This is a genomic window from Pseudoalteromonas sp. NCIMB 1079, from assembly GCF_040567695.1.
In the GTDB taxonomy this organism is placed as follows: domain Bacteria; phylum Pseudomonadota; class Gammaproteobacteria; order Enterobacterales; family Alteromonadaceae; genus Pseudoalteromonas; species Pseudoalteromonas distincta.
In genome coordinates this window covers 2,898,693-2,921,069 of record NZ_JBEWZA010000001.1, presented here as the reverse complement: position 1 = coordinate 2,921,069, position 22,377 = coordinate 2,898,693, and the positions used below count along the sequence as shown (strand labels likewise).

The window sequence follows — 22,377 nt, the reverse complement described above, 5'->3', positions numbered from 1 at the left end:
TATTGGCGTGTTATGTCAACTCAACGTGCACCTTTAAGCGAACGCTTATCTCAATATCAACAACATATTAAAACCCCAGCGCCTGCTGTGGCAGGTATTTTAACGCGTGTTGTTGGCCTTACCCTTGAGGCTAGAGGTTTACGTGCTCCCGTTGGTAGCCAATGTAAAATAGAAACTATGAACGGCTTTGTAGACGCCGAAATAGTCGGTTTTAACGATCAAACTTTGTACTTAATGCCTAATGATCATATCTCTGGTGTACTTCCTGGTGCGCGTGTAATTCCTCAAGTTAATAACTTAGGTTTACCTGTAGGGATGAGTTTACTAGGGCGCGTGGTTGATGGCTTAGGGCGACCGCTAGATGGCCTTGGTAAAATTAATGCTGAGCATCATTTAAAATTTGCACAAAATACTATAAACCCGCTTTCAAGAAGACCAATTACTAAGCCTATGGATGTAGGTGTGCGTGCTATTAACTCGGTTATTACAGTAGGGCAAGGCCAGCGCATGGGCTTGTTTGCAGGCTCTGGTGTGGGTAAATCAGTACTTCTCGGTATGATGACCCGAGGTAGCGAAGCCGATGTCATTGTTGTTGGCTTAGTGGGGGAGCGTGGTCGCGAAGTAAAAGAATTTATTGAAGAGATACTCGGTGTAGAGGGGCGCAAACGTTCAGTTGTTGTCGCAGCGCCCGCTGATTCATCACCGCTTATGCGTTTAAAAGGCTGTGAGAGCGCTGTAACTATTGCAGAGTATTTTAGAGATCAGGGTTTAAATGTATTATTGTTACTCGATTCGGTAACGCGTTATGCAATGGCACAACGTGAAATTGCACTTGCTGTAGGCGAGCCGCCTGCGACAAAGGGTTATCCGCCTTCGGTGTTTGCTAAATTACCTGCGCTGGTGGAACGTGCTGGTAATGGCGGTGAAGGGCAGGGTTCAATTACCGCCTTTTTTACGGTGTTGAGTGAAGGCGATGATATGCAAGACCCTATTGCTGATGCAGCGCGAGCTATTTTAGATGGCCACATTGTATTATCGCGTGATTTAGCCGACAGTGGGCACTATCCCGCTATAGATATAGAAAAATCGATTTCGCGTGTTATGCCTCAAGTCGTTTCTGAGCCACATATGCAACAAGCCCGAGTGCTTAAGCAAGTTTATTCAATGTATCAACAAAACAAAGATATGATTACTTTAGGTGCCTATCAAAAAGGGACCGATCAAATGCTCGACCAAGCTATAAACATGATGCCAAGAGTAAATGCATTTTTACAACAAGGTATGCGAGATGTCATTAGTTACGATGATGGTCTGCAAGGTCTTGCTCAGTTACTAGGACAAGCATAATGGCTAAAAACAAACTCGATTTATTGCTCAAAATTGAAAATGATAAAGAAGAAAATTTGCGCATGAGTTACTTACAAGCTAATCAAAACTTGCAATCGAATCAACAAAAGCTACAAGGTTTAAATAACTTTAGACTTGAATATTCTCAACAGTTACACCTAAAAGGTAAGTCGGGTTTATCTAGTGCAGGATTTGGTCAGTACCATGCTTTTATAGCTAAAATTGAAGAGGCAATTCGCCAACAAGCAAGTACCGTAAATACCGCTAAGCAAGTTGTTACTCAACGTAAAACGCTATGGCTTAAGCAGCAAATTAAAGCTAAAGCAGTTGCCAAACTAATCGAAAATCAAAAACTTAAAGCAAATGCGTTAATGGCTAAAAACGAGCAAAAAATGTTAGATGAATTCTCAGCTAATCAGTTTTTTCAACGTCGGAAAGCTTTGTAATTCAGGCACGTTAATTGCTTTATTACTTAGTGGTATTTAACTTTTGGCGGTATGCGGTGGCATATTGCCGTAATGGTATTAGGTGATTTATGGCGATGAATAACATTTCGTTTTTAGTTTCTTCTGAAAAAGATTCACTGTTAGCTTTTAAAGACAATAGCTTCGCTAATGGCGAAGAAAATTTAGGCGAAGAATTTTTAAGCCAGCTAAACGAAGCGCATAACTCTATGGGGCCTTTGATTAAGGGCAATAAAAATCCCGATGCCGAAAATTCGATTGCTAGTCTCAATAATGGTGAGTCTAGTGAGAATACAGAGATACCTAAAACCTTGGATGGAAACCCAATAGGTGAAGTCATAGCCGTCTCTAGTGATAGTATGCTGGCTCAAATAAGTTCGGCACAGGCCATTAATACCTCTGTTTCAAAACCAACAGAAAAGGTTGGCGGACCAGATGGCGAGGCTAATGGAGTAACTGACGAGGTTGATTCTAAGAAGGCATCAACTACAGATAGTTCTAAAGCTGATATTGCTATTGAGAAGTCCATAAGTAAAGTTGTTTCTGAGAGCAAAAATATTCCCAATATTGATTCATCAGTTGCTGCATCTACAACAGCAATTACACAAATAACCGAAAGAGATAAAAGTACTGCTGTAGATACACTAATGACTAAAGATACTGATTTAATTAAAGCAGATAAAATACTTGCCAGTTTAACGCCAGAGCAAAGGTTACAGCTAAGTGTGCAAACTCAAGCATTAGATAAGCCTAGTAACGTTAATAACGTAGCAGCTTTAAAGCAGCTGCTTGCACAGTTTATTACTGATAATGAAAAAGCGCAGAGTAGCGTAACTAAGCAGTCTTTCAGTTCTGAAATTGATACGCTTAATACAACTGAAAAACAAAGCTTATTAACGCAATTAAATGATTATATTAAAGCTGAGCAGCCTAAGGGCGAGAGGTTGGAAGCACTCAAGCAAACAGTTACAGAGTTGAAAGCTTCAATTGAAATAGGACTTGCTGATACCGATACCGCTAAATCAGAATCAAAAACGCTTTTAACGCCAAGCACTCAAAGTACTGTAAATAACTCCCAAAAGGTAGGCTCAAAATTTTCTACAAGTGAAAATACTGAACTAAATAAAGTGGCTACAACTTCATTGAAAGATGAAAGCGCAATAAAGTTATCTGAGCAAATGCAAAAAGATGGATTGAAAAATATAAGCGCAGAACAAACTCCTCCACGCGTAGCACAAGTATTTACGCAAATTACAGCCGCTTTAAATACTCAGCAAACGAGCACATTAAGCCAATACGACTCATTAAGTTACGAGCAGAGCTTACTTGATACCCAAATAATACAAACTCAACAATTACAAAGTACATCACAAGTTAAGCAAGTAAGCGTTGATCCTGGTTTAATGCAGGCAATTAATATTGTTAAAAGTGATGCAGCTAAATTACTGCAAGAGCGAGTTAGCTCAATGCTGAACATTAATAATAAAGAAGCAGAAATTCGCCTCGATCCTCCAGAAATGGGCAGCATGCAAATACGTATTCGTAGCGATGCAGAACAAGCACATATAAACTTTGTTGTACAAAACCAGCAAGCCAAAGAAGCGCTTGAGCAATCAATGCCTCGCTTACGTGAAATGTTAGCGCAACAAGGGCTAGAGCTTGGTGAAAGCACTATTTCTTATGGGCAATCAGGTAGTGAAACCGCTGAGCAAAGTGAGAGTGGAGCCCAAGGTAATTTGGCTAATAATAAGTCAGTTAATGATGAAAACGACGAGCAAGCAAATAACCCTGCACAAAGTTCTCGACAACAAACTTCATCATCAATAGATTACTATGCCTAAGTACTGCTATTATAATAGTTAAAACAAGCAAGTACCTTTGCGATTAAAGGAATCATGATGGCTGAAGAAGCAAGTTTAGAAATCGAAGAAACCGGTAAAAGTAAAAAGAAACTAATAATAATCATAGTAGCTGTACTACTTATTGCAGGTGGTGCTGCGGGTTACTTTTTTATGTCAGGTTCGGATGCGCCAGTTGAAACCTTAGATGAAGAGACTGCGATGTCGACTGATGCTGCTCCTGCAGCTTCTGGTTCATCAGCAGAAGTTGGCAGTGCTTTATATGTTGCTATGCCACGCCCATTTGTATTTAACGTGCCTGGCTCAAGTCGCGATAGAATTGTACAAATTAAAGTACAATTATTAGTACGTGGCGAAGTAAATGAAGAAACAGCCAAAAAACATATTCCACTAATAGAAGGGACGCTATTAAGCGTGTTTTCTACTACAACAGCTGACGAATTAAGTACGAGCTCTGGTAAAGAAACACTTCGTTTTTCTGCACTTGAAAAGGTACAAAAAGCCTTAATGGATGTTGAAGGCAGCAAAGTAATTGAGCGGGTATTGTTTACCGGCTTTGTAATGCAATAAGGGGTTAGCGTGAGCGATTTATTATCCCAAGACGAAATTGATGCGCTATTACATGGCGTTGATGACGTTGAAGAGGAAGATATACACGAAGGAGAAGATGGCGGAGGAAGTACGCTTCAGTACGATTTTTCTTCGCAAGATCGGATCGTGCGTGGTCGTATGCCGACGCTGGAAATTGTTAACGAACGCTTTGCTCGCCATATGCGAATTAGCCTATTTAACATGATGCGTCGCACCGCAGAGGTGTCTATTAACGGCGTGCAAATGATTAAGTTTGGCGAGTATATTCATACTCTATTTGTTCCAACCAGCTTAAATATGGTCCGTTTTAGACCTTTAAAAGGCACTGGCCTGATTACCATGGAAGCACGACTTGTGTTTATTTTGGTAGATAACTTTTTTGGTGGTGACGGGCGTTACCATGCAAAAATAGAAGGCCGAGAATTTACTCCTACAGAACGTCGAATTGTACAAATGCTCCTTAAAATAATCTTTGAAGATTACAAAGAAGCATGGGCACCGGTTATGGATGTATCATTTGAATATCTCGATTCTGAAGTAAACCCAGCAATGGCAAACATTGTAAGCCCAACCGAGGTTGTGGTTATTAGCTCTTTTCATATTGAGCTTGATGGTGGCGGTGGGGATTTTCATATCGCTTTACCTTACTCAATGCTTGAGCCAATTCGAGAGCTGTTAGATGCGGGGGTTCAGTCTGATACTGAGGATACTGATTTGCGTTGGAGCAAAGCGCTTCGCGACGAAATAATGGATGTAGAGGTTGAAATATCAACTCAGTTACTTGAAGTTGATTTAACCTTAAAACAAATTATGGAACTCAAAGCCGGTGATATTATTCCGGTTGAAATGCCTGAGCATATAACCGTGTTTGTTGAAGAACTACCTACATTTAGAGCCAAAATGGGTCGCTCTCGCGATAATGTTGCGCTTCAAATTAGTGAAAAAATTAAACGACCTGATTCAGTTAAATCTGAGCTGCATGTATTTACCAAAGGCGGCAAGAAAATTGACTCAGATGCAGAATTAGCAGAACTAGAAGATGATTTACACCTCTCTGACGGTGTAGACTTAGACTGGTAATTGATTAAAAGGTTAAAAGTATGAGCGATGATCAAGACACAATGGATGAATGGGCAGCAGCATTAGCAGAAGCCGAAGCTCCAGATGATAGTAGCGAAGCACATGTTGCAGAGCTTGATGAGTTAAGTGATTCAAAACACGAAATGAGTGGCGATGAAAAACGAAAACTCGACACTATTTTAGATATCCCCGTTACTATTTCAATGGAAGTAGGACGCTCTAAAATCAATATTCGTAACCTACTGCAACTTAATCAAGGCTCTGTTGTTGAGCTTGACCGTGTTGCGGGTGAGCCGCTAGACGTACTAGTTAATGGTACTTTAATCGCTCATGGTGAAGTAGTTGTAGTAAACGACAAATTTGGTATTCGCTTAACTGACGTGATAAGCCAAGTAGAGCGGATCAAAAAATTACGATGAGCTTATTAGTTGCTTTAACGACTACCGTTTTTTCAAAAGCAGATGTGGCAACACCCACTGGGGATATACTCTCTATGGTGCTGTCGCTTGTAATGGTGCTAGTACTGATTATTGTACTGGCATTTTTTGTTAAAAAGCTTAACCCTAATTTAGCAAATAGTGATGAGTTTAAAGTAGTTAGAAGTCTACCTTTAGGTTCTCGCGAGCGTTTAATGGTTGTTGAGATAGATAATGCTCAGCATTTACTTGGTGTAACTCCCCACAGTATTAATTATTTACACAAGTTAGAAACCCCATTAAGTGAAAAAGAACTGCCTGAACTCGCTAAACGATTTGGTAAACTTTTAAACCCGCAATCAAACCAAAATAAAAAGAATTAAACCTATGACAAAGTGGCTGCTTATTATTTTTGCCATGGTGTTTGTACCAAATGTAAGTGCAGAAGGAATTGATGCCCTTACTATTACAACAAACGCTGATGGCACACAAGATTACTCAGTAACGTTACAAGTTTTAGCAATTATGACGGCGCTGAGTTTTATACCGGCCGCCATAATTATGATGACCTCTTTTACACGAATTATTGTTGTACTCGCCATTTTGCGCCAAGCAATTGGCTTACAGCAAACACCGTCAAACCAAGTGTTATTAGGCATGTCACTTTTTTTAAGTATTTTTATAATGGCGCCTATTTATCAGCAGGTAAACGAGCGAGCTATAGAGCCTTACTTAAATGAGCAGGTTACATCAGTAGAGGCTTTAGAGCTTGCTAAAGAGCCAATGAAAGCATTTATGCTTTCACAGGTGCGTTTAAAAGATTTAGAAACGTTCGCTAAAATTGCTGGTTACGATCAGCTAAATTCGCCACAAGATACGCCATTAATAGTGTTAATACCGGCCTTTGTAACCAGCGAACTGCAAACGGCATTTATAATTGGGTTTATGTTTTTTATCCCATTTTTAATTGTTGATTTAGTGGTCGCTTCGGTATTAATGGCGATGGGTATGATGATGCTTTCCCCCATGATAGTGTCCTTACCGTTTAAAATTATGCTGTTTGTACTTGTTGATGGTTGGAGCTTAGTGATGGGTACCTTAGCCAAAAGCTTTGGTTTAGGGACTTAGTATGCAAAGCATTAACATGACCCAACAATAGGAGTACAACATGGAACCGGAAATTTTTGTTGATATCCTAAGTGACGCTCTTTTTTTAGTTATTAAGCTGGTGTCTGCAATTGTAGTCCCAGGCCTAATTATTGGTTTAGTGGTTGCTGTATTTCAGGCGGCAACATCAATCAATGAACAAACGTTGAGCTTTTTACCTCGTTTATTAATTACCATTAGTGCGCTTATTGTAGGTGGGCACTGGCTTACTCAAGAACTAATGGATTTTTTTACTCGCCTAGTATTACTTATTCCTGAAATTGCAGGTTAAACGTGGAATACCCCTTTGCTGTCGTTATTCAATGGTTGAGCGATTTTTTGCTGCCGCTGGTACGCATTAGCTCAATGATTATGATTATGGCTGGTTTAGGTGCTAAAAATGTCCCTACGCGTATAAAAATGGGGTTATCAGTTGTTGTAACTTTTCTTGTCGTTCCTGTTCTGCCGCCAGCTACATTCACTAATTTATTTTCGTTTGAGATGATTTTAGTCGTTATTCAACAAATGCTGATTGGTGTTGCTATTGGTTTTGCATCTATACTTTTATTAAATACCTTTGTTTTAGCAGGGCAAATACTTGCGATGCAAACCGGTTTAGGTTTTGCTTCGGTTATTGACCCCTCTAATGGCGCAAGCGTGCCAGCGGTTGGCCAGTTTTTCCTTATTTTGGCCACCTTGTTATTTTTTGCTTTTAACGGTCATTTAATGATGATTCAAATGGTGGTGCATAGCTTTCAAGTGCTACCCATTGATGGCACATGGTGGTCTGTAGATCATTACTGGGACATAGTGACTTGGGGCGGCTGGATGTTTACTACAGCACTGGTACTCTCACTTGCACCGCTTACCGCAATGCTCGTTATTAATATTTCTTTTGGTATTATGACGCGTGCGGCACCGCAATTAAATATCTTTGCAATTGGCTTTCCGTTCACACTTGTTGCAGGGCTTACGATTATTTGGGCAACGTTAGGTAACTTTACTCTTCAATTTGAGTTTCAGTGGTTAAAAATGGTTGAGCTAATGTGCACTTTAGTTGGTTGTTCACCGTAGGAGAGGCTAATGGCTGAAGATTCAGGACAAGAAAAAACAGAAGAACCCACGGGGAAAAAAGTAGACGAATCGAAAAAGAAAGGGCAGGTAGCGCGTTCTAAAGAGCTTGGCACCATGTTTGTACTTATTTTTTCCGCTATATCTTTGCTCTTATATGGTCCTGAGATTGGTAAAGGCCTATATAACATTATGGGGCGAATGCTGAGTCTTAACCGAAATGAAGCCTACGATACCACTAAAATGTTTGCTGTTTGGGCTAGTGTGTCTGATGTGCTTATTTTTCCTATGGCAATGTTTGTATTTATTATTTTATTTGCAGGTATTATAGGAAATACGCTATTGGGGGGATTTAATTTTAGTTGGCAAGCAGCAGCACCCAAAGCAAGTAAAATGTCACCGTTTAAAGGCTTTAAGCGTATGTTTGGCCCCCAAGCAGCGGTAGAGTTAACCAAAGCCATTTTAAAATTTTCTGTAGTTGCTGGCTTTGCTGTATTTCTAATTAACACTTTCTTTGATGAGATTTTACATTTAAGTATAGAGCCTGCACCAAATAACATTATTCATGCGTTAGAAATATTAGCATGGATGTTTCTAGCTCTCTCTTGTACGTTGGTTATTATTGCTGCAATAGATGCGCCTTATCAAAGTTATACTCACCATAAGCAACTTAAAATGACAATGCAAGAGGTTAAAGATGAGTATAAAAACTCTGAAGGTGATCCACAAATAAAAGCGCGTATTAGACAAACACAAAGGCAAATGTCACAAAGACGCATGATGCAAGATGTTCCTGACGCTGATGTTATTGTTACCAACCCAACTCATTACTCCGTAGCATTAAAATACGATACAGAGCGCGCAGGTGCGCCTATAGTGCTTGCTAAAGGTATTGATGAAATGGCGATGCAAATTCGTAAAGTAGCAATAGGGAATGAAGTACCTATATTAGAATCTCCCATGTTGACCCGAGCGCTTTATCATACGGCTGAAGTAGGAGAGCAAATACCGGATCAGTTATTTACCGCTGTGGCGCAAGTTTTAGCGTATGTATTTCAGCTTAAGCGCTTTAATAAAGGGCGCGGAAAACGTCCAACTAAGCTCAATAAAAAGCTGCCAATCCCCGATGCCTACAAGTATTAAACCGTTAACTGAGTAACTTGGAATAGTTATTGCTAATTCTATGTAGTGTCAATTTTTTGAAATTGTAGAATTATGAATTTTAAAGCAGTATTACAAAAACTTAACAGAGAAAAAAAAGAATATGGCAAAGGGGTAGGTACACCTTTGCTTGTGCTTGCTGCCTTGGGGATGGTGATTTTACCACTACCGCCATTTTTACTCGATATCCTTTTCTCGTTTAATATTGCTCTCGCATTAGTGGTTTTACTTGTAACTGTTTACACGATGAAGCCGGTTGAGTTTGGTATATTCCCCTCTGTAATATTAATCGCTACCATTATGCGCTTAGCGCTTAACGTGGCCAGTACTCGTGTTGTATTACTTGAAGGCCATAATGGTGGTGATGCTGCTGGTAAGGTAATTGAAGCGTTTGGCTCCGTGGTTATTGGTGGTAACTACGCTGTTGGTTTGGTTGTGTTTTTAATCCTGATCATTATTAACTTTGTAGTAATTACTAAAGGTGCTGGTCGTATTTCTGAGGTATCTGCGCGTTTCACCCTTGATGCAATGCCGGGTAAACAAATGGCCATTGACGCCGATTTAAACGCTGGTTTTATAAGTGCAGAGCAAGCGCGTGACCGCCGTGAGGAAGTAACTCGCGAAGCTGATTTTTACGGCTCAATGGATGGTGCGAGTAAATTTGTTAAAGGCGATGCTATTGCAGGTATTGTTATATTAATCATCAATATAGTTGGTGGTTTATTTGTCGGTATGATTCAGCACAATATGGGCTTTGGCGATGCCATGGAAGTATACACATTACTTACCATTGGCGATGGCCTAGTTGCTCAGCTTCCTTCTTTACTGCTTTCAATTGGTACCGCGATTGTTGTAACACGTCAAAATGAGTCGCTCAATATGGGGGACCAATTTAAGAAACAACTTGGCAACGAAAAGTCATTATTTATTGCTTCAGGTATTTTGATCATCATGGGCTTAGTGCCTGGTATGCCGTATATTGCTTTTTTAAGTTTAGGTGCGTTACTGGGCTACTTAGCTTACTACACACAGCAAAGTAAATTAAAAGCTGCTGCCGCAGAGGCTGAAGAGGCCGCTAATGGTGGAAGTGCAGCTACGGGTGTTGCTAATAAACAAGAGCAAAAAGAACTTGGCTGGGATGACGTTCAACAAGTTGATGTAATTGGCTTAGAAGTCGGTTATAGATTAATTCCATTGGTAGATCAATCTCAAGGTGGTGAGCTACTTAATCGTATTAAGGGTGTACGTAAAAAGCTTTCTCAAGAGCTTGGTTTTTTAGTACCGCCAGTGCATATTCGCGACAACTTAGAGCTTGACCCTAACGCTTACAGAATAACACTAATGGGGGTTTCAACCGGTGAAAGCGAGCTTAAGCATGGCGACGAGCTAGCAATTAACCCAGGACAAGTATTTGGTCCAATTAAAGGGGTTGAAACAAAAGATCCTGCGTTTGGCCTTGATGCAGTATGGATCAAGCCAGATCAAAAAGATGAAGCACAATCACTAGGTTATACCGTTGTAGATTCAGCCACGGTAGTTGCCACTCATATTAGCCAGTTATTAACTAACAGTGCAGCGTTATTACTAGGGCATGAAGAAGTTCAAAACCTACTTGATATGCTTGCTAAAAGCCATCCTCGCTTAGTGGAAGGACTAGTACCTGATGTATTGCCATTAACTGTTATTGTAAAAGTACTACAAAATTTATTAAATGAAGGCGTGGCTATTCGCGATATGCGCTCAATTGTTCAAACCCTTGTTGAGTATGGCCCACGTAGTCAAGACCCTGATGTATTAACGGCTGCAGTGCGTATTTCACTGCGTAGATTAATTGTTCAAGATGCGGTGGGAATGTCATCAGAAATCCCTGTCATAACCTTGGCGCCTGAGTTGGAACAGATGTTGCATCAGTCATTACAAAATGCAGGCGATGAAGGTGCCGGTATTGAGCCAGGACTTGCAGAGCGACTTCAAGTGTCATTGACACAAGCGCATCAAAATCAAGAAATGGCCGGCGAACCTTCTATATTGCTAACGTCAGGAATGTTACGCACTGTGTTATCTCGTTTTGTTAAGTACACCATTCCAGGATTGAGAGTGATGTCTTATCAAGAGGTACCAGACGAAAGACAGATCAAAATTGTAAGCTCGGTAGGCCAACAATAAGATTTTAACAGGGGTTGAATCATGAAAATTAAACGTTTTTTTGCTAAAGATATGCGCACAGCACTTAAAGAAGTTAAAGATGAGTTAGGTGTTGATGCGGTTATTATGTCAAATAAAAAACTGGCTAACGGTGTAGAAATTGTAGCGGCAGTTGATTATGACAAAGCAGCCCCTAAAGTAGCAGCGCAACCGCAACGCCCTGCAGAGCCGCGTACTCAGGCGCCACAACAAAGCATGCATAATTTTGTAAAACCAGAGCCACAGCGTGCCAAGCCTGAGCCTCAAGCAAAAGTTGCTGACAGCCTACAAGCATTATTAGAGCGTCAATCACCGCGTCCTCGTTCTCCTGAGCTTGCATCAATGTTTTCACAATCGGGTATTGATACTACTGATAACTATCAAGAACCTGATATGGGGCAGCGTACTAAAAATATGTTTGCTCCTGAAGCTGCTGCGCCAGTTCGTCCACAAACTCAAGCGGATAGCTTAGGTTTTGATGATTTAGACCGTGACTTTGATGATTTAGATAGCCCGGTAACTACTCGCCCACAAAATAAAAATAATGAAAGCGAAGAAATGACAACAATGCGTGAAGAAATGAACGCAATTCGTCAATTATTAGAACATCAAGTATCGGGTTTAATGCAGCAAGACATGGCACGTCGCGACCCAACTCGTGCTTGTATGGTTGACCGTTTGGTTGGCATGGGTATTGATAAAGAAGTCGCGCAGCAAATGGCATGTTTTGTACCTGACGATGTATCTCGTCAACAAGGTTGGAAAGCATTGCTAACAATGGTTGAGGATCAAATGCAAACAACCAATAACGAAATACTTCGCCAAGGTGGTGTATATGCGTTAGTGGGTCCAACAGGTGTGGGCAAAACCACAACAGTTGCTAAGCTTGCAGCTCTAGGCGCACAAAAATATGGTGCCGATAAAGTGGCGTTAATAACCACTGATACATACAGAATTGGTGCTTATGAACAACTTGCAACGTATGGTCGTATTATTGGTTGTGGTGTTAAGCAAGTTAAAGATGCTAATGAATTAGCTGAAGTTTTATATCATTTACGAAATAAACGTCTTGTATTAATTGACACAGCTGGTATGAGCCAGCGAGATTTACGTTTAACTGAGCAATTAAACACATTAATGCGTAACCAACGTGTAGATATTCGCAGCTACTTAGTACTCAGCGCGACAGCACAGATTAATGTATTGCAAGAAACTGTACGGCACTTTAAAAAAGTACATTTAAGTGGTTGTATTTTCACCAAGTTAGATGAATCATTAAGTTTGGGTGAGATTATTAGTATTGCCATTCAAAATCGCCTTCCAATAGGGTATCTTACTAACGGACAACGAGTACCAGAGGATATTCGTGTTGCAAATGCTGAAAAACTAGTAAAAAAGGCTGAGCAATTATATTTAAAAAGAACAAAAGCACAACATTCAAGGCATCAAGCAGTGGCGTCAAGTACAGTAGGGATGTATGATTAACACAGTATTAGATCAAGCAAGCGGCCTGCGCAAAATGAGTCAAAACAATAACAACGGCGTTAAAGTTATCGCTGTAACCGGTGGTAAAGGTGGGGTGGGGAAAACAAACGTTTCTCTAAATACCGCTATTGCACTAGGGCAGCAAGGTAATAGAGTACTAGTACTGGATGCTGACTTAGGTTTAGCAAATTGTGATGTGATGCTTGGTTTACGTGTAGAGCGTAACTTGTCACATGTCTTGTCTGGTGAATGTGAGCTTGATGAAATTTTAGTTGAAGGCCCTGCAGGAATTAAAATTGTACCCGCTACATCGGGTTCGCAAAGTATGGTTGAATTATCACCATCTGAGCATGCTGGGCTAATTCGTGCGTTTAGCGAATTGAATACCGAATTTGATATTTTAATTGTAGATACGGCCGCTGGTATTTCAGACATGGTACTGAGCTTCTCGCGTGCAGCGCAAGATGTAATGGTTGTTGTATGCGATGAGCCGACATCAATCACCGACGCTTACGCACTTATTAAAGTATTAAGTCGTGAGCACGGCGTTTATAAATTTAAAATTGTTGCCAATATGGTGCGCAGTATGCGTGAAGGCACTGAATTGTTTGCAAAGCTATCTAAAGTTACCGACCGCTTTTTAGATGTATCAATGGAGCTAGTAGCAACGGTTCCTTATGATGAAAATATGCGCAAAGCAACACGTCGTCAAAAAGTAATAGTAGAGCTCTTTCCAAATTCGCCAGCCGCTCTTGCGTTTAAAACGCTGGCAACAAAAGCAGTTAAATGGCCAATACCCAACCAACCATCTGGGCATTTAGAGTTTTTCATTGAGAAACTAGTAAACGGTTAATTATGACAACACTGGTGAATAGAGCTATGGGATATCAATCAACACAAAATTTAAATGTGATTGTTGAGAAGCATGCATCACTTGTTAAAAAAGTGGCATGTCATCTAATTGCTCGATTACCACCTAGCGTTCAACTTGATGATTTAATTCAATCAGGAATGATAGGCTTAATAGAAGCTTCGAAAAACTTTGATGCAACAAAAGGCGCAAGCTTTGAAACTTTTGCAGGTATTCGTATTCGCGGTGCTATGCTTGATGAAATGCGCCGTGGTGATTGGGCTCCTCGTTCAGTTCACCGTAAAAACAGGCAAGTTGCAGAAGCAATTACTGAGCTCGAAAGTAGTCTGAACCGCGAACCAACGGACATAGAAGTTGCTGAAAAACTTGAAATTTCGCTCAATGAGTACCATCATATTTTAAATGATGCGAATACGAGTAAAATATTAGGTATTGAAGACCTTGGTGTAGATGAGGATGTTATTACTCCTGTAGGCCAAGATTTAGCACAAGATAAACCTTTTAATAATGTTAAAAATGATAGGTTTAATGAGTCTTTGCTAAGTGCAATTAAGTCATTACCAGAGCGTGATGCAATGGTGCTTTCTTTGTACTACAACGATGAAATGAATTTAAAAGAAATAGGACATATACTCGATGTAAGTGAATCGCGTGTAAGTCAGATACATGGTCAGGCGATGATTAAGCTTAAAGCTAAAATCAATGACTGGATAAATTAGTAGTAAGTAAACAAAGGTTAATACCTCACTGGGGGATGTTTTGGATAAAAACATGAAAATTCTTGTAGTTGATGATTTTTCAACGATGAGACGCATTATAAAAAACCTGTTACGTGACTTAGGTTTCACTAACGTTCAAGAAGCTGATGATGGGTCTACAGCTTTGCCTATGTTGCAAAATCAAGTGTTTGATTTTGTAGTTACGGATTGGAATATGCCTGGAATGCAGGGTATTGATCTTTTAAGAGCAATACGTGCAGACGAGAAGTTAAAACATATCCCTGTATTAATGGTAACGGGAGAAGCTAAAAAAGAACAAATAATAGCTGCGGCGCAAGCTGGCGTGAATGGTTATATTGTTAAGCCATTTACGGCTGGAACATTAAAAACTAAATTAGAAAAAGTATTTGAACGCTTAGGCTAATGATGGGGGAGAGGCTTATGCCAGCACCAGCTGCGCCTCAAATAACGTTAGAACAAGCTCGTCAGCTCGTTGTTTTTTTAGAAAATGATGAGCAAGATAAAGCAAATCAGTTGATTTTAGAGGCTGCTTCTAAAGAGCAATCTGAATTATTTGCTGAAGTTGGAAAGTTGACTCGTCAACTGCACGAAGCCCTTAAAAGTTTTGAGCTTGATACTCGCTTAACTGATATAACGACAGATGCGATTCCAGATGCTAAAAAGCGGCTTAATTATGTTATAGAAATGACAGAAAATGCGGCTAATAAAACAATGGATGCAGTGGAAGCGAGTCTTCCTATAGCCCAACAGTTAGCGGACGAAATATCTCATATCAAACCGACATGGGATCGTTTAATGAGCCGCGAGATTGAGCTTGGTGAGTTTAAGCAACTTTGCCATAGCATCGATAAGTTTATGAACAACTCTCATCATAAGACTGATGAGCTTCAAAGCTTAATGACAAATGTACTAATGGCTCAAGACTATCAAGACTTAACAGGTCAAGTTATTCGCCGTGTTATTGAACTTGTTAGGGAAGTAGAAGAAAGTTTACTGCATCTTTTAACTGCGTTTGCTGAACAAGACGACACTAACAGCACCGCGAATAAAGTAGAACAACAAAAAATAAAAGAACCAGTTGCCACACAAACTTTAGCAGGTCCTGAAGGCCCTATTATTGATAAAGAATCGCGTAATGATGTTGTATCTGATCAAGATGAAGTTGATGATCTTTTATCAAGTTTGGGCTTCTAAGAGGAGAGTAACTGCATGTTTGAAGTCGATGAAGATATTTTACAAGACTTTCTTGTAGAGGCTGGAGAAATCCTAGAGCTTTTATCTGAACAGTTAGTTGAGCTGGAAAATAATCCAGAAGATACCGAGTTACTAAACGCTATATTTAGAGGTTTTCACACTGTAAAAGGTGGTGCAGGCTTTTTAGCTATGACAGAACTTGTTGATGCTTGTCACGGTGCTGAAAACGTATTTGATTTACTACGTCAAGGCGTGCGAACAGTCAACTCAGAGTTAATGGATGTTATTTTACAAGCACTAGACACCATTAATGAGATGTTTGCGACTATCCAAAACAGAGACAAGCCTGAACCTGCAGATCCTGAATTACTTCATACTCTTCATATCTTAGGTCTACCTCCAACAGAAGCCGAAGCCACTGAAGCCTCTTCACAAACAGAGGTTGAACAACCTCATAATGAAGTGGTGGATACACCGGTAGCTGATGATGAAGATCCGTTTGCATTTGATGAACTATTTAGCGGAGCGCCTTCGGTTAGCGATGCTGAAATAGATGAAATCACTGAAGACGAATTTGAAAGCTTACTTGATGAGCTACACGGTAAAGGACAAGGTCCTGCAGTTGAAAAACCAGTAGCAAGTAGTAGTGATTTTAGTGGTGATATTACTGATGATGAATTTGACAGCTTATTAGACGAGTTACATGGTGTTGGCAGTTTTGGTGAAGTTACGATCAAACCTGAACAAAATGATGCCAATAAAACACCTGTAGAACCAGCTACACCAGCGGCAAATACAGTTAATTCATCAGATGATGAAATTAGTGATGACGAATTTGAAGCGCTTCTTGATGAACTTCATGGTAAAGGCACTGCTCCTAAATCGATAGAAAGTGCGCCAGCTGCAAAACAACCTGAACCTGTTTCACCGCCAGCTAAACAAATGAGTGAACCAGTAAAAAAAGCTGAGCCAGCTAAAGCTCCTACTCCAAAACCAGTTGAAAAAGCGCCAGAGAAGCCAGTAGCTAAAGTACCACCAGCAGCAGCTCCAAAAAAATCAGCGCCACCAGCAGCAGAAACCACCGTTCGCGTAGATACAAAACGACTCGATCAAATTATGAATATGGTTGGTGAGTTAGTTCTTGTACGAAATCGTTTGGTTAGTTTAGCGACTAACTCAGACAGTGAAGCGATGGGTAAAGCAATCTCTAACTTAGATGTAGTGACTGCGGATATTCAAGGTGCGGTTATGCAAACGCGAATGCAACCAATTAAGAAAGTATTTGGTCGCTTCCCTCGCGTTGTACGCGACTTAGCACGTAGCTTAAATAAAGATATTGATTTAAAGCTTATTGGTGAAGAAACCGATCTAGATAAAAACTTAGTTGAAGCACTTGCCGATCCGCTTGTGCATTTAGTTAGAAACTCAGTTGACCATGGTATTGAAATGCCCGCTGTCCGTGAAGCTGCAGGTAAGTCTAGAACAGGTAATGTTACTTTATCAGCGTCTCAAGAGGGCGACCATATTTTGCTAACCATCAAAGATGATGGTGCAGGTATGGATGCTGAAAAACTGAAAAAAATTGCAATTAGTAAAGGCGTACTCGATCATGACCAGGCGAGTCGACTTTCTGACACCGAAGCATATAACCTGATTTTTGCACCTGGCTTTTCTACAAAAGAAGAAATATCTGATATTTCAGGCCGTGGTGTAGGGATGGACGTAGTTAAAACTAAGATCACGCAACTTAATGGCTCAGTAAGCATTCAGTCTGAACTTGGTGTCGGTACTATTTTAGAAATAAAAGTACCACTTACCTTGGCTATATTACCGACATTAATGGTCGTTGTTGGCGCACAAACATTTGCGTTACCACTGGCTGGTGTTAGTGAGATATTCAATTTAGATTTAACGAAGACGAATGTAGTTGATGGGCAATTAACAATTATTGTGCGTAAAAAGGCGATACCGTTATTTTACCTTGAGCATTGGTTAGTAAAAGGCTCAGATCGTTCTCAGCGAAAATCTAAAGGTCACGTCGTTATTGTACAAATTGGTACGCAACAAATTGGTTTTGTTGTTGATTCATTAATTGGCCAAGAAGAAGTAGTGATTAAGCCGCTTGATGCGTTACTTCAAGGAACGCCAGGTATGGCAGGGGCTACAATAACTTCGGATGGTGGCATTGCACTGATTTTAGACGTTCCAAACATGTTAAAACATTACGCAGGCTAATAATAAAGTAGGTATATATTTAATATATACCTACGCATAAATTTAATAAGAGAGCTAAATGGCCGTTAAAGTTTTAGTTGTTGATGATTCAAGCTTTTTTCGCCGTAGAGTAAGCGAAATCCTTGAGCAAGATAGCGATATACAAGTTATAGGCTTTGCTGTTAATGGCAGAGAGGCTGTTGAGAAAGCTGCTCAATTGCGTCCTGACATGATCACCATGGATGTCGAAATGCCTGTGCTTGATGGTATTAGCGCAGTTAAAGAGATAATGGCGAGTAACCCAACTCCTATCTTAATGTTTTCATCACTTACACGTGATGGTGCAACAGCAACGTTTGATGCGTTAGATGCTGGCGCAATGGATTTTTTACCGAAAAAATTTGAAGATATTGCGCGCAATAATGAAGATGCAATTAAGCTTTTGCAAAGTAAAGTAAAAGATATAGGGCGAAGACGTTTACCGCGAACATTTAGAGCGGCAACACCAGCTAAACCAGTCATTTCAACGAAACCAACAAGTTCACTTTCGCAAAGAACAAGCACATCAACAACTCAAATCAAGCAGCCTGATAGAAGCTTTCAAAGAGCTGCGCCTGTTGCATCGACAAGTTCAAATGTTGCCTCAATGCGAGCAAGTGGAAAACAATATCAACTTTTAGCTATTGGTACTTCTACAGGTGGTCCTGTTGCTCTGCAAACTATATTGACTCAATTGCCTGCTAATTTTCCTCACCCTATTTTACTTATTCAGCACATGCCCGCTGCATTTACACCCGCGTTTGCAGCGCGCTTAAACGGTTTGTGCCAAATAAAAGTGAAAGAAGCACAACAAGGCGATCGTTTACAACCAGGAACTGCTTATTTAGCGCCTGGCGGACAGCAGATGATGGTAGAGGGGCGTGGAGCAAATAGAACGCTGCGCGTATTTGAAGATCATAGCGAGAGAATAAGTTATAAACCAAGCGTAGATGTAACGTTTGCTAGTGCAGCTAAAACGTATCAAGGCGATGTACTTGCTATTGTTTTAACAGGTATGGGCGCTGATGGTCGTGATGGTGCAAGAATGTTAAAACAAACGGGGGCAACTATTTGGGCACAGGATGAGAAAAGCTGTGTCGTTTATGGAATGCCCCAAGCAATTGCTAATGCGGGGCTTTCAAGTGAAAGCTTAGCATTGAGCGATGTTGCAGCGCGTATAATGAGAGAGGTAGGTTGTGGATAAACTCTCAATATTTGGACTATTGGTAGCACTTAGTGCAATAGGTCTAGGTTATTCTTTAGAAGGCGGTGTTGTTTCAGCTTTATTTAATGGCCCTGCGCTTATTATTGTACTAGGTGGCACGCTTGGCGCTGTTATGTTGCAAACCTCTGCTAGCACATTCAAAAAGATGCTAAATATGAGCTCGTGGGTTTTTGTTGCACCACAATACGATATTGAAGACGCAATAGAGCAAGTTAAACGATGGTCTCATAAAGCACGTCAAGAAGGTTACTTAGCGCTTGAGAATGAAGCCTTAGCTCACCCAGATGCGTATGCAGCAAAAGGTTTAAGCTTACTTGTCGATGGCTGCTCAGAGCAAAAACTACGTGACACGCTTGAAATTGATTTACTGCTAGAGCGTGATCGTTTGCTTGAAGCCGCGCGTGTTTATGAAGCAATGGGGGGTTACAGCCCTACCATTGGTATTTTAGGTGCGGTGCTTGGCTTAATACAGGCAATGTCGTTTATTACCGATCCACAAATGCTTGGCGCCGGCGTTGCAACGGCATTTATTGCGACCATTTATGGTGTTGGTTTAGCTAATTTATTGTTTTTACCTATGGCAAATAAGTTAAAACAGCGTGTAGAGCAAAAAATGCTTTACCATGAAATGCTTGCTGAAGGCGTTATTGCAATAAGCATAGGTGAAAGCCCAGTAAATATAGAATTAAAGCTTGAAGCCTATCGTGTAGAGCGACCTAATTTAGTGGACGAATAACATGTTACGCCGACGACTTCGTCACTCTGCTGCTAAAAGTCAACATACCGAACGTTGGCTTGTATCGTATGCCGATTACATGACTATTATGTTTGCTTTTTTTGTGGTTCTGTATGCGATAGCGATTAATAAAGAAGAACAATTCCAAATATTGTCAGATTCCCTTGAACAGGTTTTTGATAAGTCAGCTCGCCAACACTCCCAGCAAGGTGAAGGTGTCAACGGTAATGGAATATTGACAGATAGAGTGACACCTGAACAAGAAGTTCTTTATGGCGAAAGTATATTAAAAGAAGAGCAAGGTCCTGAGCTACTCGACGGCCAAAGTGATACAAGCAACATCCAGCAAAAGTATTTAGGCAAACCTCTTGATAGTTTATTAATTAAATTACAGTCAGCGCTTATTGATGAAATCCGTGATGGAGAAGCCAGTTTAGAGCTTAACCAAGATTGGCTGATTATAGAGCTAAGCTCAGGTATGTTATTTTCAAGTGGTAGTTCAGTTGCACACTCTCGAGCAAAACAGGTCGTCAAGATTGTTAAAGATATTATTGCACCAGTAGATAACTATGTAAGAGTACGAGGTTATACTGATGATGAAAGTATTCGCAATGAAATATTTCGCTCAAATTGGGAACTGTCGGTAGCTAGAGCCACGTCAATTTTAGTAGAGCTGGAAGCATTAGGCATTAATTCAGCTAGAATGGCGATAGAAGGTTATGGCCAATATTCACCTTTTGCAAGTAACGATACAGAACAAGGGCGCGCAGAAAATCGTAAAGTTGTTATCGCACTTTCTAAGTATGGATTACCACCAAAACAAGAGGTTAAAAGTGACGGGCGAGCTGATGAGCCTGCAGTGATTGAACCTGAAATTGAACTTCCTTCAGATGACGATACAATAAAAATAATTCGTTTGCCTCATGGCGGTATTCGCATAACAACGCGCAATGAACAGTAATTAGGATGTAATGTGAAGATTTGGACTGTCGCTAATCAAAAAGGAGGGGTTGGTAAAACAACAACCGCAGTGAGCCTTGCCGGTATTTTGGCATTACAAGGTAAACGTGTATTGCTTATAGATACAGACCCTCATGCGTCACTCACTTATTACTTTGGCATTGACTCAGAGGATTTAGAAGTCAGTGTGTACGATATTTTTGCCCGTGGTACAAGTATGCAAAGTGAAGAGATACTCCAAGCTTTGTGTCCATCAACACTTCAAAACCTGGATATTTTACCTGCGACTATGGCAATAGCTACACTTGATCGAAGTATGGGTAATAAAACAGGGATGGGGTTAATACTAAAAAAAGCGCTTGCAAAAATTAGCGAACATTACGATTATGCCATTTTAGATTGCCCTCCAGTTTTAGGGGTGTTAATGGTCAATGCGCTTGCAGCAAGTGAGCGAATTTTAGTGCCAGTGCAAACGGAGTTTTTAGCACTCAAAGGGCTTGATAGAATGATGCGTACTATGGATTTGATGCAATCCTCTCAAGCAAAAGATTATCAATATACTATAATTCCTACCATGTACGACAAACGTACCAAAGCATCGTTAGAAGCATACAAAACATTGCAAAGTACATATGGTGATAAAGTTTGGCCAGGTGTGATACCGGTGGATACCAAATTTAGAGATGCAAGCTTTGCACAAAAAGTACCTGTAGAGTATTGTCCTCGCTCGCGCGGTGTATACGCATATAAAGCACTGCTAGAATATTTAATTGAACAAGGTTAATGAATGAGTAAGCAATTGTTTGCTAATGAAAAAGTAATGAAACAATACCTCGGGGCTTTGTTATGTGAAGATGAACCTGTAGATAACCTTGAGCCAGTTGCAAAATTACTTGAGCAAATCCCAGATGATTCACAACAGCATATTCATTCAAAACCTAAAGAACAATTAAAAGCAGCAGAGAGTACATTTGATAATGACTTGCTCAATGTTGAAATTGAGCCAATAGCTGAGCCAGCGTTTGAAACTGAAAAAGTTAATGAAGTGGTTGACGAGGAAGTAATAGCACCTGCAATTACTACTATAGAAAAGCCAGAGCTGGAGATTGTAACTACTAGCCAATCAGACTATTTTGATGGTGAATTTCAGGCATTGTTTTTTGAAGTTGCTGGCTTGACCTTGGCTGTGCCATTAAAAGCACTTGGTGGAATACATCAATTAGGTGAAGTAAATCATTTGTTTGGTAAGCCGAAATGGTTTAAAGGCGTGATGCTCAACAGAGAAGAAAAGCTTAATGTTGTTGATACTGCGCGTTGGGTTATGCCAGAAAAATATGATGATAAATTAGAGGCATCTTTAGATTATCAATATCTGATTACATTAGGTGATAGCCAGTGGGGTTTATTAGCTGAGAAGTTGATAAATAACATTACATTGAGTAAAGAAGATGTAAAATGGCGTACAAATAAAAGCAAGCGCCCATGGCTTGCTGGCGTTATAAAAGAAAAAATGTGTGCTTTGATAGACGTAGATAATTTAAATATATTATTAGAGAAAGGCTTAGATAGCCGTCAGTAGTAATGACCATTACGG

The 22,377-nt window shown here is 40.2% G+C and carries 23 protein-coding genes; all 23 read left to right on the top strand.

Features of this window, described 5'->3' with window-relative positions; genetic code table 11:
* The first annotated feature begins 12 nt into the window (after nt 1–12).
* The 23 genes from fliI to ABX891_RS13415 all read left to right on the top strand — a co-directional run bounded on the left by fliI (nt 13) and on the right by ABX891_RS13415 (nt 22,362).
* Nucleotides 13–1,347, top strand: coding sequence for a flagellar protein export ATPase FliI (gene fliI, locus ABX891_RS13525; RefSeq protein WP_002959338.1), 1,335 nt, complete (start codon nt 13–15; stop codon nt 1,345–1,347).
* On the top strand, nt 1,347–1,793 hold the full coding sequence (gene fliJ / locus ABX891_RS13520; protein ID WP_024589948.1) for a flagellar export protein FliJ: 447 nt from the start codon (nt 1,347–1,349) through the stop codon (nt 1,791–1,793). The genes fliI and fliJ overlap by 1 nt, the downstream gene beginning before the upstream one ends.
* A gap of 89 nt (nt 1,794–1,882) precedes the next feature.
* Entirely contained in the window at nt 1,883–3,652 is a 1,770-nt protein-coding gene (locus ABX891_RS13515; protein WP_354629723.1) for a flagellar hook-length control protein FliK, read from the top strand.
* 57 nt (nt 3,653–3,709) lie between these two features.
* Nucleotides 3,710–4,240: a flagellar basal body-associated protein FliL gene (fliL, locus tag ABX891_RS13510; RefSeq protein WP_002959335.1), complete on the top strand. Its 531-nt coding sequence runs from the start codon at nt 3,710–3,712 to the stop codon at nt 4,238–4,240.
* Nucleotides 4,241–4,249: 9 nt separating this feature from the next.
* Complete coding sequence (gene fliM, locus ABX891_RS13505; protein WP_007585802.1) at nt 4,250–5,341, top strand: flagellar motor switch protein FliM; 1,092 nt, start codon at nt 4,250–4,252, stop codon at nt 5,339–5,341.
* 20 nt (nt 5,342–5,361) lie between these two features.
* Complete coding sequence (gene fliN, locus ABX891_RS13500) at nt 5,362–5,760, top strand: flagellar motor switch protein FliN (RefSeq protein ID WP_007585803.1); 399 nt, start codon at nt 5,362–5,364, stop codon at nt 5,758–5,760.
* Nucleotides 5,757–6,140, top strand: a complete 384-nt coding sequence (gene fliO / locus ABX891_RS13495) for a flagellar biosynthetic protein FliO (protein WP_002959331.1) — start codon at nt 5,757–5,759, stop codon at nt 6,138–6,140. The genes fliN and fliO overlap by 4 nt, the downstream gene beginning before the upstream one ends.
* A gap of 4 nt (nt 6,141–6,144) precedes the next feature.
* Nucleotides 6,145–6,885, top strand: a complete 741-nt coding sequence (gene fliP, locus ABX891_RS13490) for a flagellar type III secretion system pore protein FliP (protein ID WP_002959327.1) — start codon at nt 6,145–6,147, stop codon at nt 6,883–6,885.
* Between the two features lie 40 nt (nt 6,886–6,925).
* Nucleotides 6,926–7,195, top strand: coding sequence for a flagellar biosynthesis protein FliQ (gene fliQ / locus ABX891_RS13485; protein WP_002959325.1), 270 nt, complete (start codon nt 6,926–6,928; stop codon nt 7,193–7,195).
* A gap of 2 nt (nt 7,196–7,197) precedes the next feature.
* Nucleotides 7,198–7,977, top strand: coding sequence for a flagellar biosynthetic protein FliR (gene fliR, locus ABX891_RS13480; RefSeq protein ID WP_002959323.1), 780 nt, complete (start codon nt 7,198–7,200; stop codon nt 7,975–7,977).
* A 9-nt stretch (nt 7,978–7,986) separates the two neighbouring features.
* Complete coding sequence (flhB, locus tag ABX891_RS13475; protein WP_182737879.1) at nt 7,987–9,117, top strand: flagellar biosynthesis protein FlhB; 1,131 nt, start codon at nt 7,987–7,989, stop codon at nt 9,115–9,117.
* Nucleotides 9,118–9,189: 72 nt separating this feature from the next.
* Nucleotides 9,190–11,301 (top strand): flagellar biosynthesis protein FlhA, encoded by a 2,112-nt coding sequence (flhA, locus tag ABX891_RS13470; RefSeq protein ID WP_354629722.1) that lies wholly within the window; start codon nt 9,190–9,192, stop codon nt 11,299–11,301.
* A 21-nt stretch (nt 11,302–11,322) separates the two neighbouring features.
* Complete coding sequence (gene flhF / locus ABX891_RS13465; RefSeq protein ID WP_354629721.1) at nt 11,323–12,804, top strand: flagellar biosynthesis GTPase FlhF; 1,482 nt, start codon at nt 11,323–11,325, stop codon at nt 12,802–12,804.
* Entirely contained in the window at nt 12,797–13,657 is an 861-nt protein-coding gene (locus ABX891_RS13460; protein WP_002959312.1) for a MinD/ParA family ATP-binding protein, read from the top strand. The genes flhF and ABX891_RS13460 overlap by 8 nt, the downstream gene beginning before the upstream one ends.
* A 26-nt stretch (nt 13,658–13,683) precedes the next feature.
* Nucleotides 13,684–14,394: an RNA polymerase sigma factor FliA gene (locus ABX891_RS13455; protein WP_002959310.1), complete on the top strand. Its 711-nt coding sequence runs from the start codon at nt 13,684–13,686 to the stop codon at nt 14,392–14,394.
* 40 nt (nt 14,395–14,434) lie between these two features.
* Complete coding sequence (gene cheY / locus ABX891_RS13450; RefSeq protein WP_354629720.1) at nt 14,435–14,818, top strand: chemotaxis response regulator CheY; 384 nt, start codon at nt 14,435–14,437, stop codon at nt 14,816–14,818.
* Nucleotides 14,819–14,835: 17 nt separating this feature from the next.
* Nucleotides 14,836–15,609 (top strand): protein phosphatase CheZ, encoded by a 774-nt coding sequence (locus ABX891_RS13445; protein WP_149602298.1) that lies wholly within the window; start codon nt 14,836–14,838, stop codon nt 15,607–15,609.
* A gap of 15 nt (nt 15,610–15,624) precedes the next feature.
* Entirely contained in the window at nt 15,625–17,844 is a 2,220-nt protein-coding gene (locus tag ABX891_RS13440; protein ID WP_354629719.1) for a chemotaxis protein CheW, read from the top strand.
* Between the two features lie 58 nt (nt 17,845–17,902).
* Nucleotides 17,903–19,066: a protein-glutamate methylesterase/protein-glutamine glutaminase gene (locus ABX891_RS13435; protein ID WP_290173834.1), complete on the top strand. Its 1,164-nt coding sequence runs from the start codon at nt 17,903–17,905 to the stop codon at nt 19,064–19,066.
* Nucleotides 19,059–19,823 (top strand): flagellar motor protein, encoded by a 765-nt coding sequence (locus tag ABX891_RS13430; RefSeq protein WP_024606204.1) that lies wholly within the window; start codon nt 19,059–19,061, stop codon nt 19,821–19,823. The genes ABX891_RS13435 and ABX891_RS13430 overlap by 8 nt, the downstream gene beginning before the upstream one ends.
* A gap of 1 nt (nt 19,824) precedes the next feature.
* Nucleotides 19,825–20,784: a flagellar motor protein MotB gene (locus tag ABX891_RS13425; RefSeq protein ID WP_354629718.1), complete on the top strand. Its 960-nt coding sequence runs from the start codon at nt 19,825–19,827 to the stop codon at nt 20,782–20,784.
* Nucleotides 20,785–20,796: 12 nt separating this feature from the next.
* Nucleotides 20,797–21,567, top strand: a complete 771-nt coding sequence (locus tag ABX891_RS13420; protein ID WP_002959298.1) for a ParA family protein — start codon at nt 20,797–20,799, stop codon at nt 21,565–21,567.
* Between the two features lie 3 nt (nt 21,568–21,570).
* A complete protein-coding gene (locus tag ABX891_RS13415; RefSeq protein WP_024595393.1) occupies nt 21,571–22,362 on the top strand; it encodes a chemotaxis protein CheW in 792 nt (263 codons plus the stop codon).
* Nucleotides 22,363–22,377: the final 15 nt, after the last annotated feature.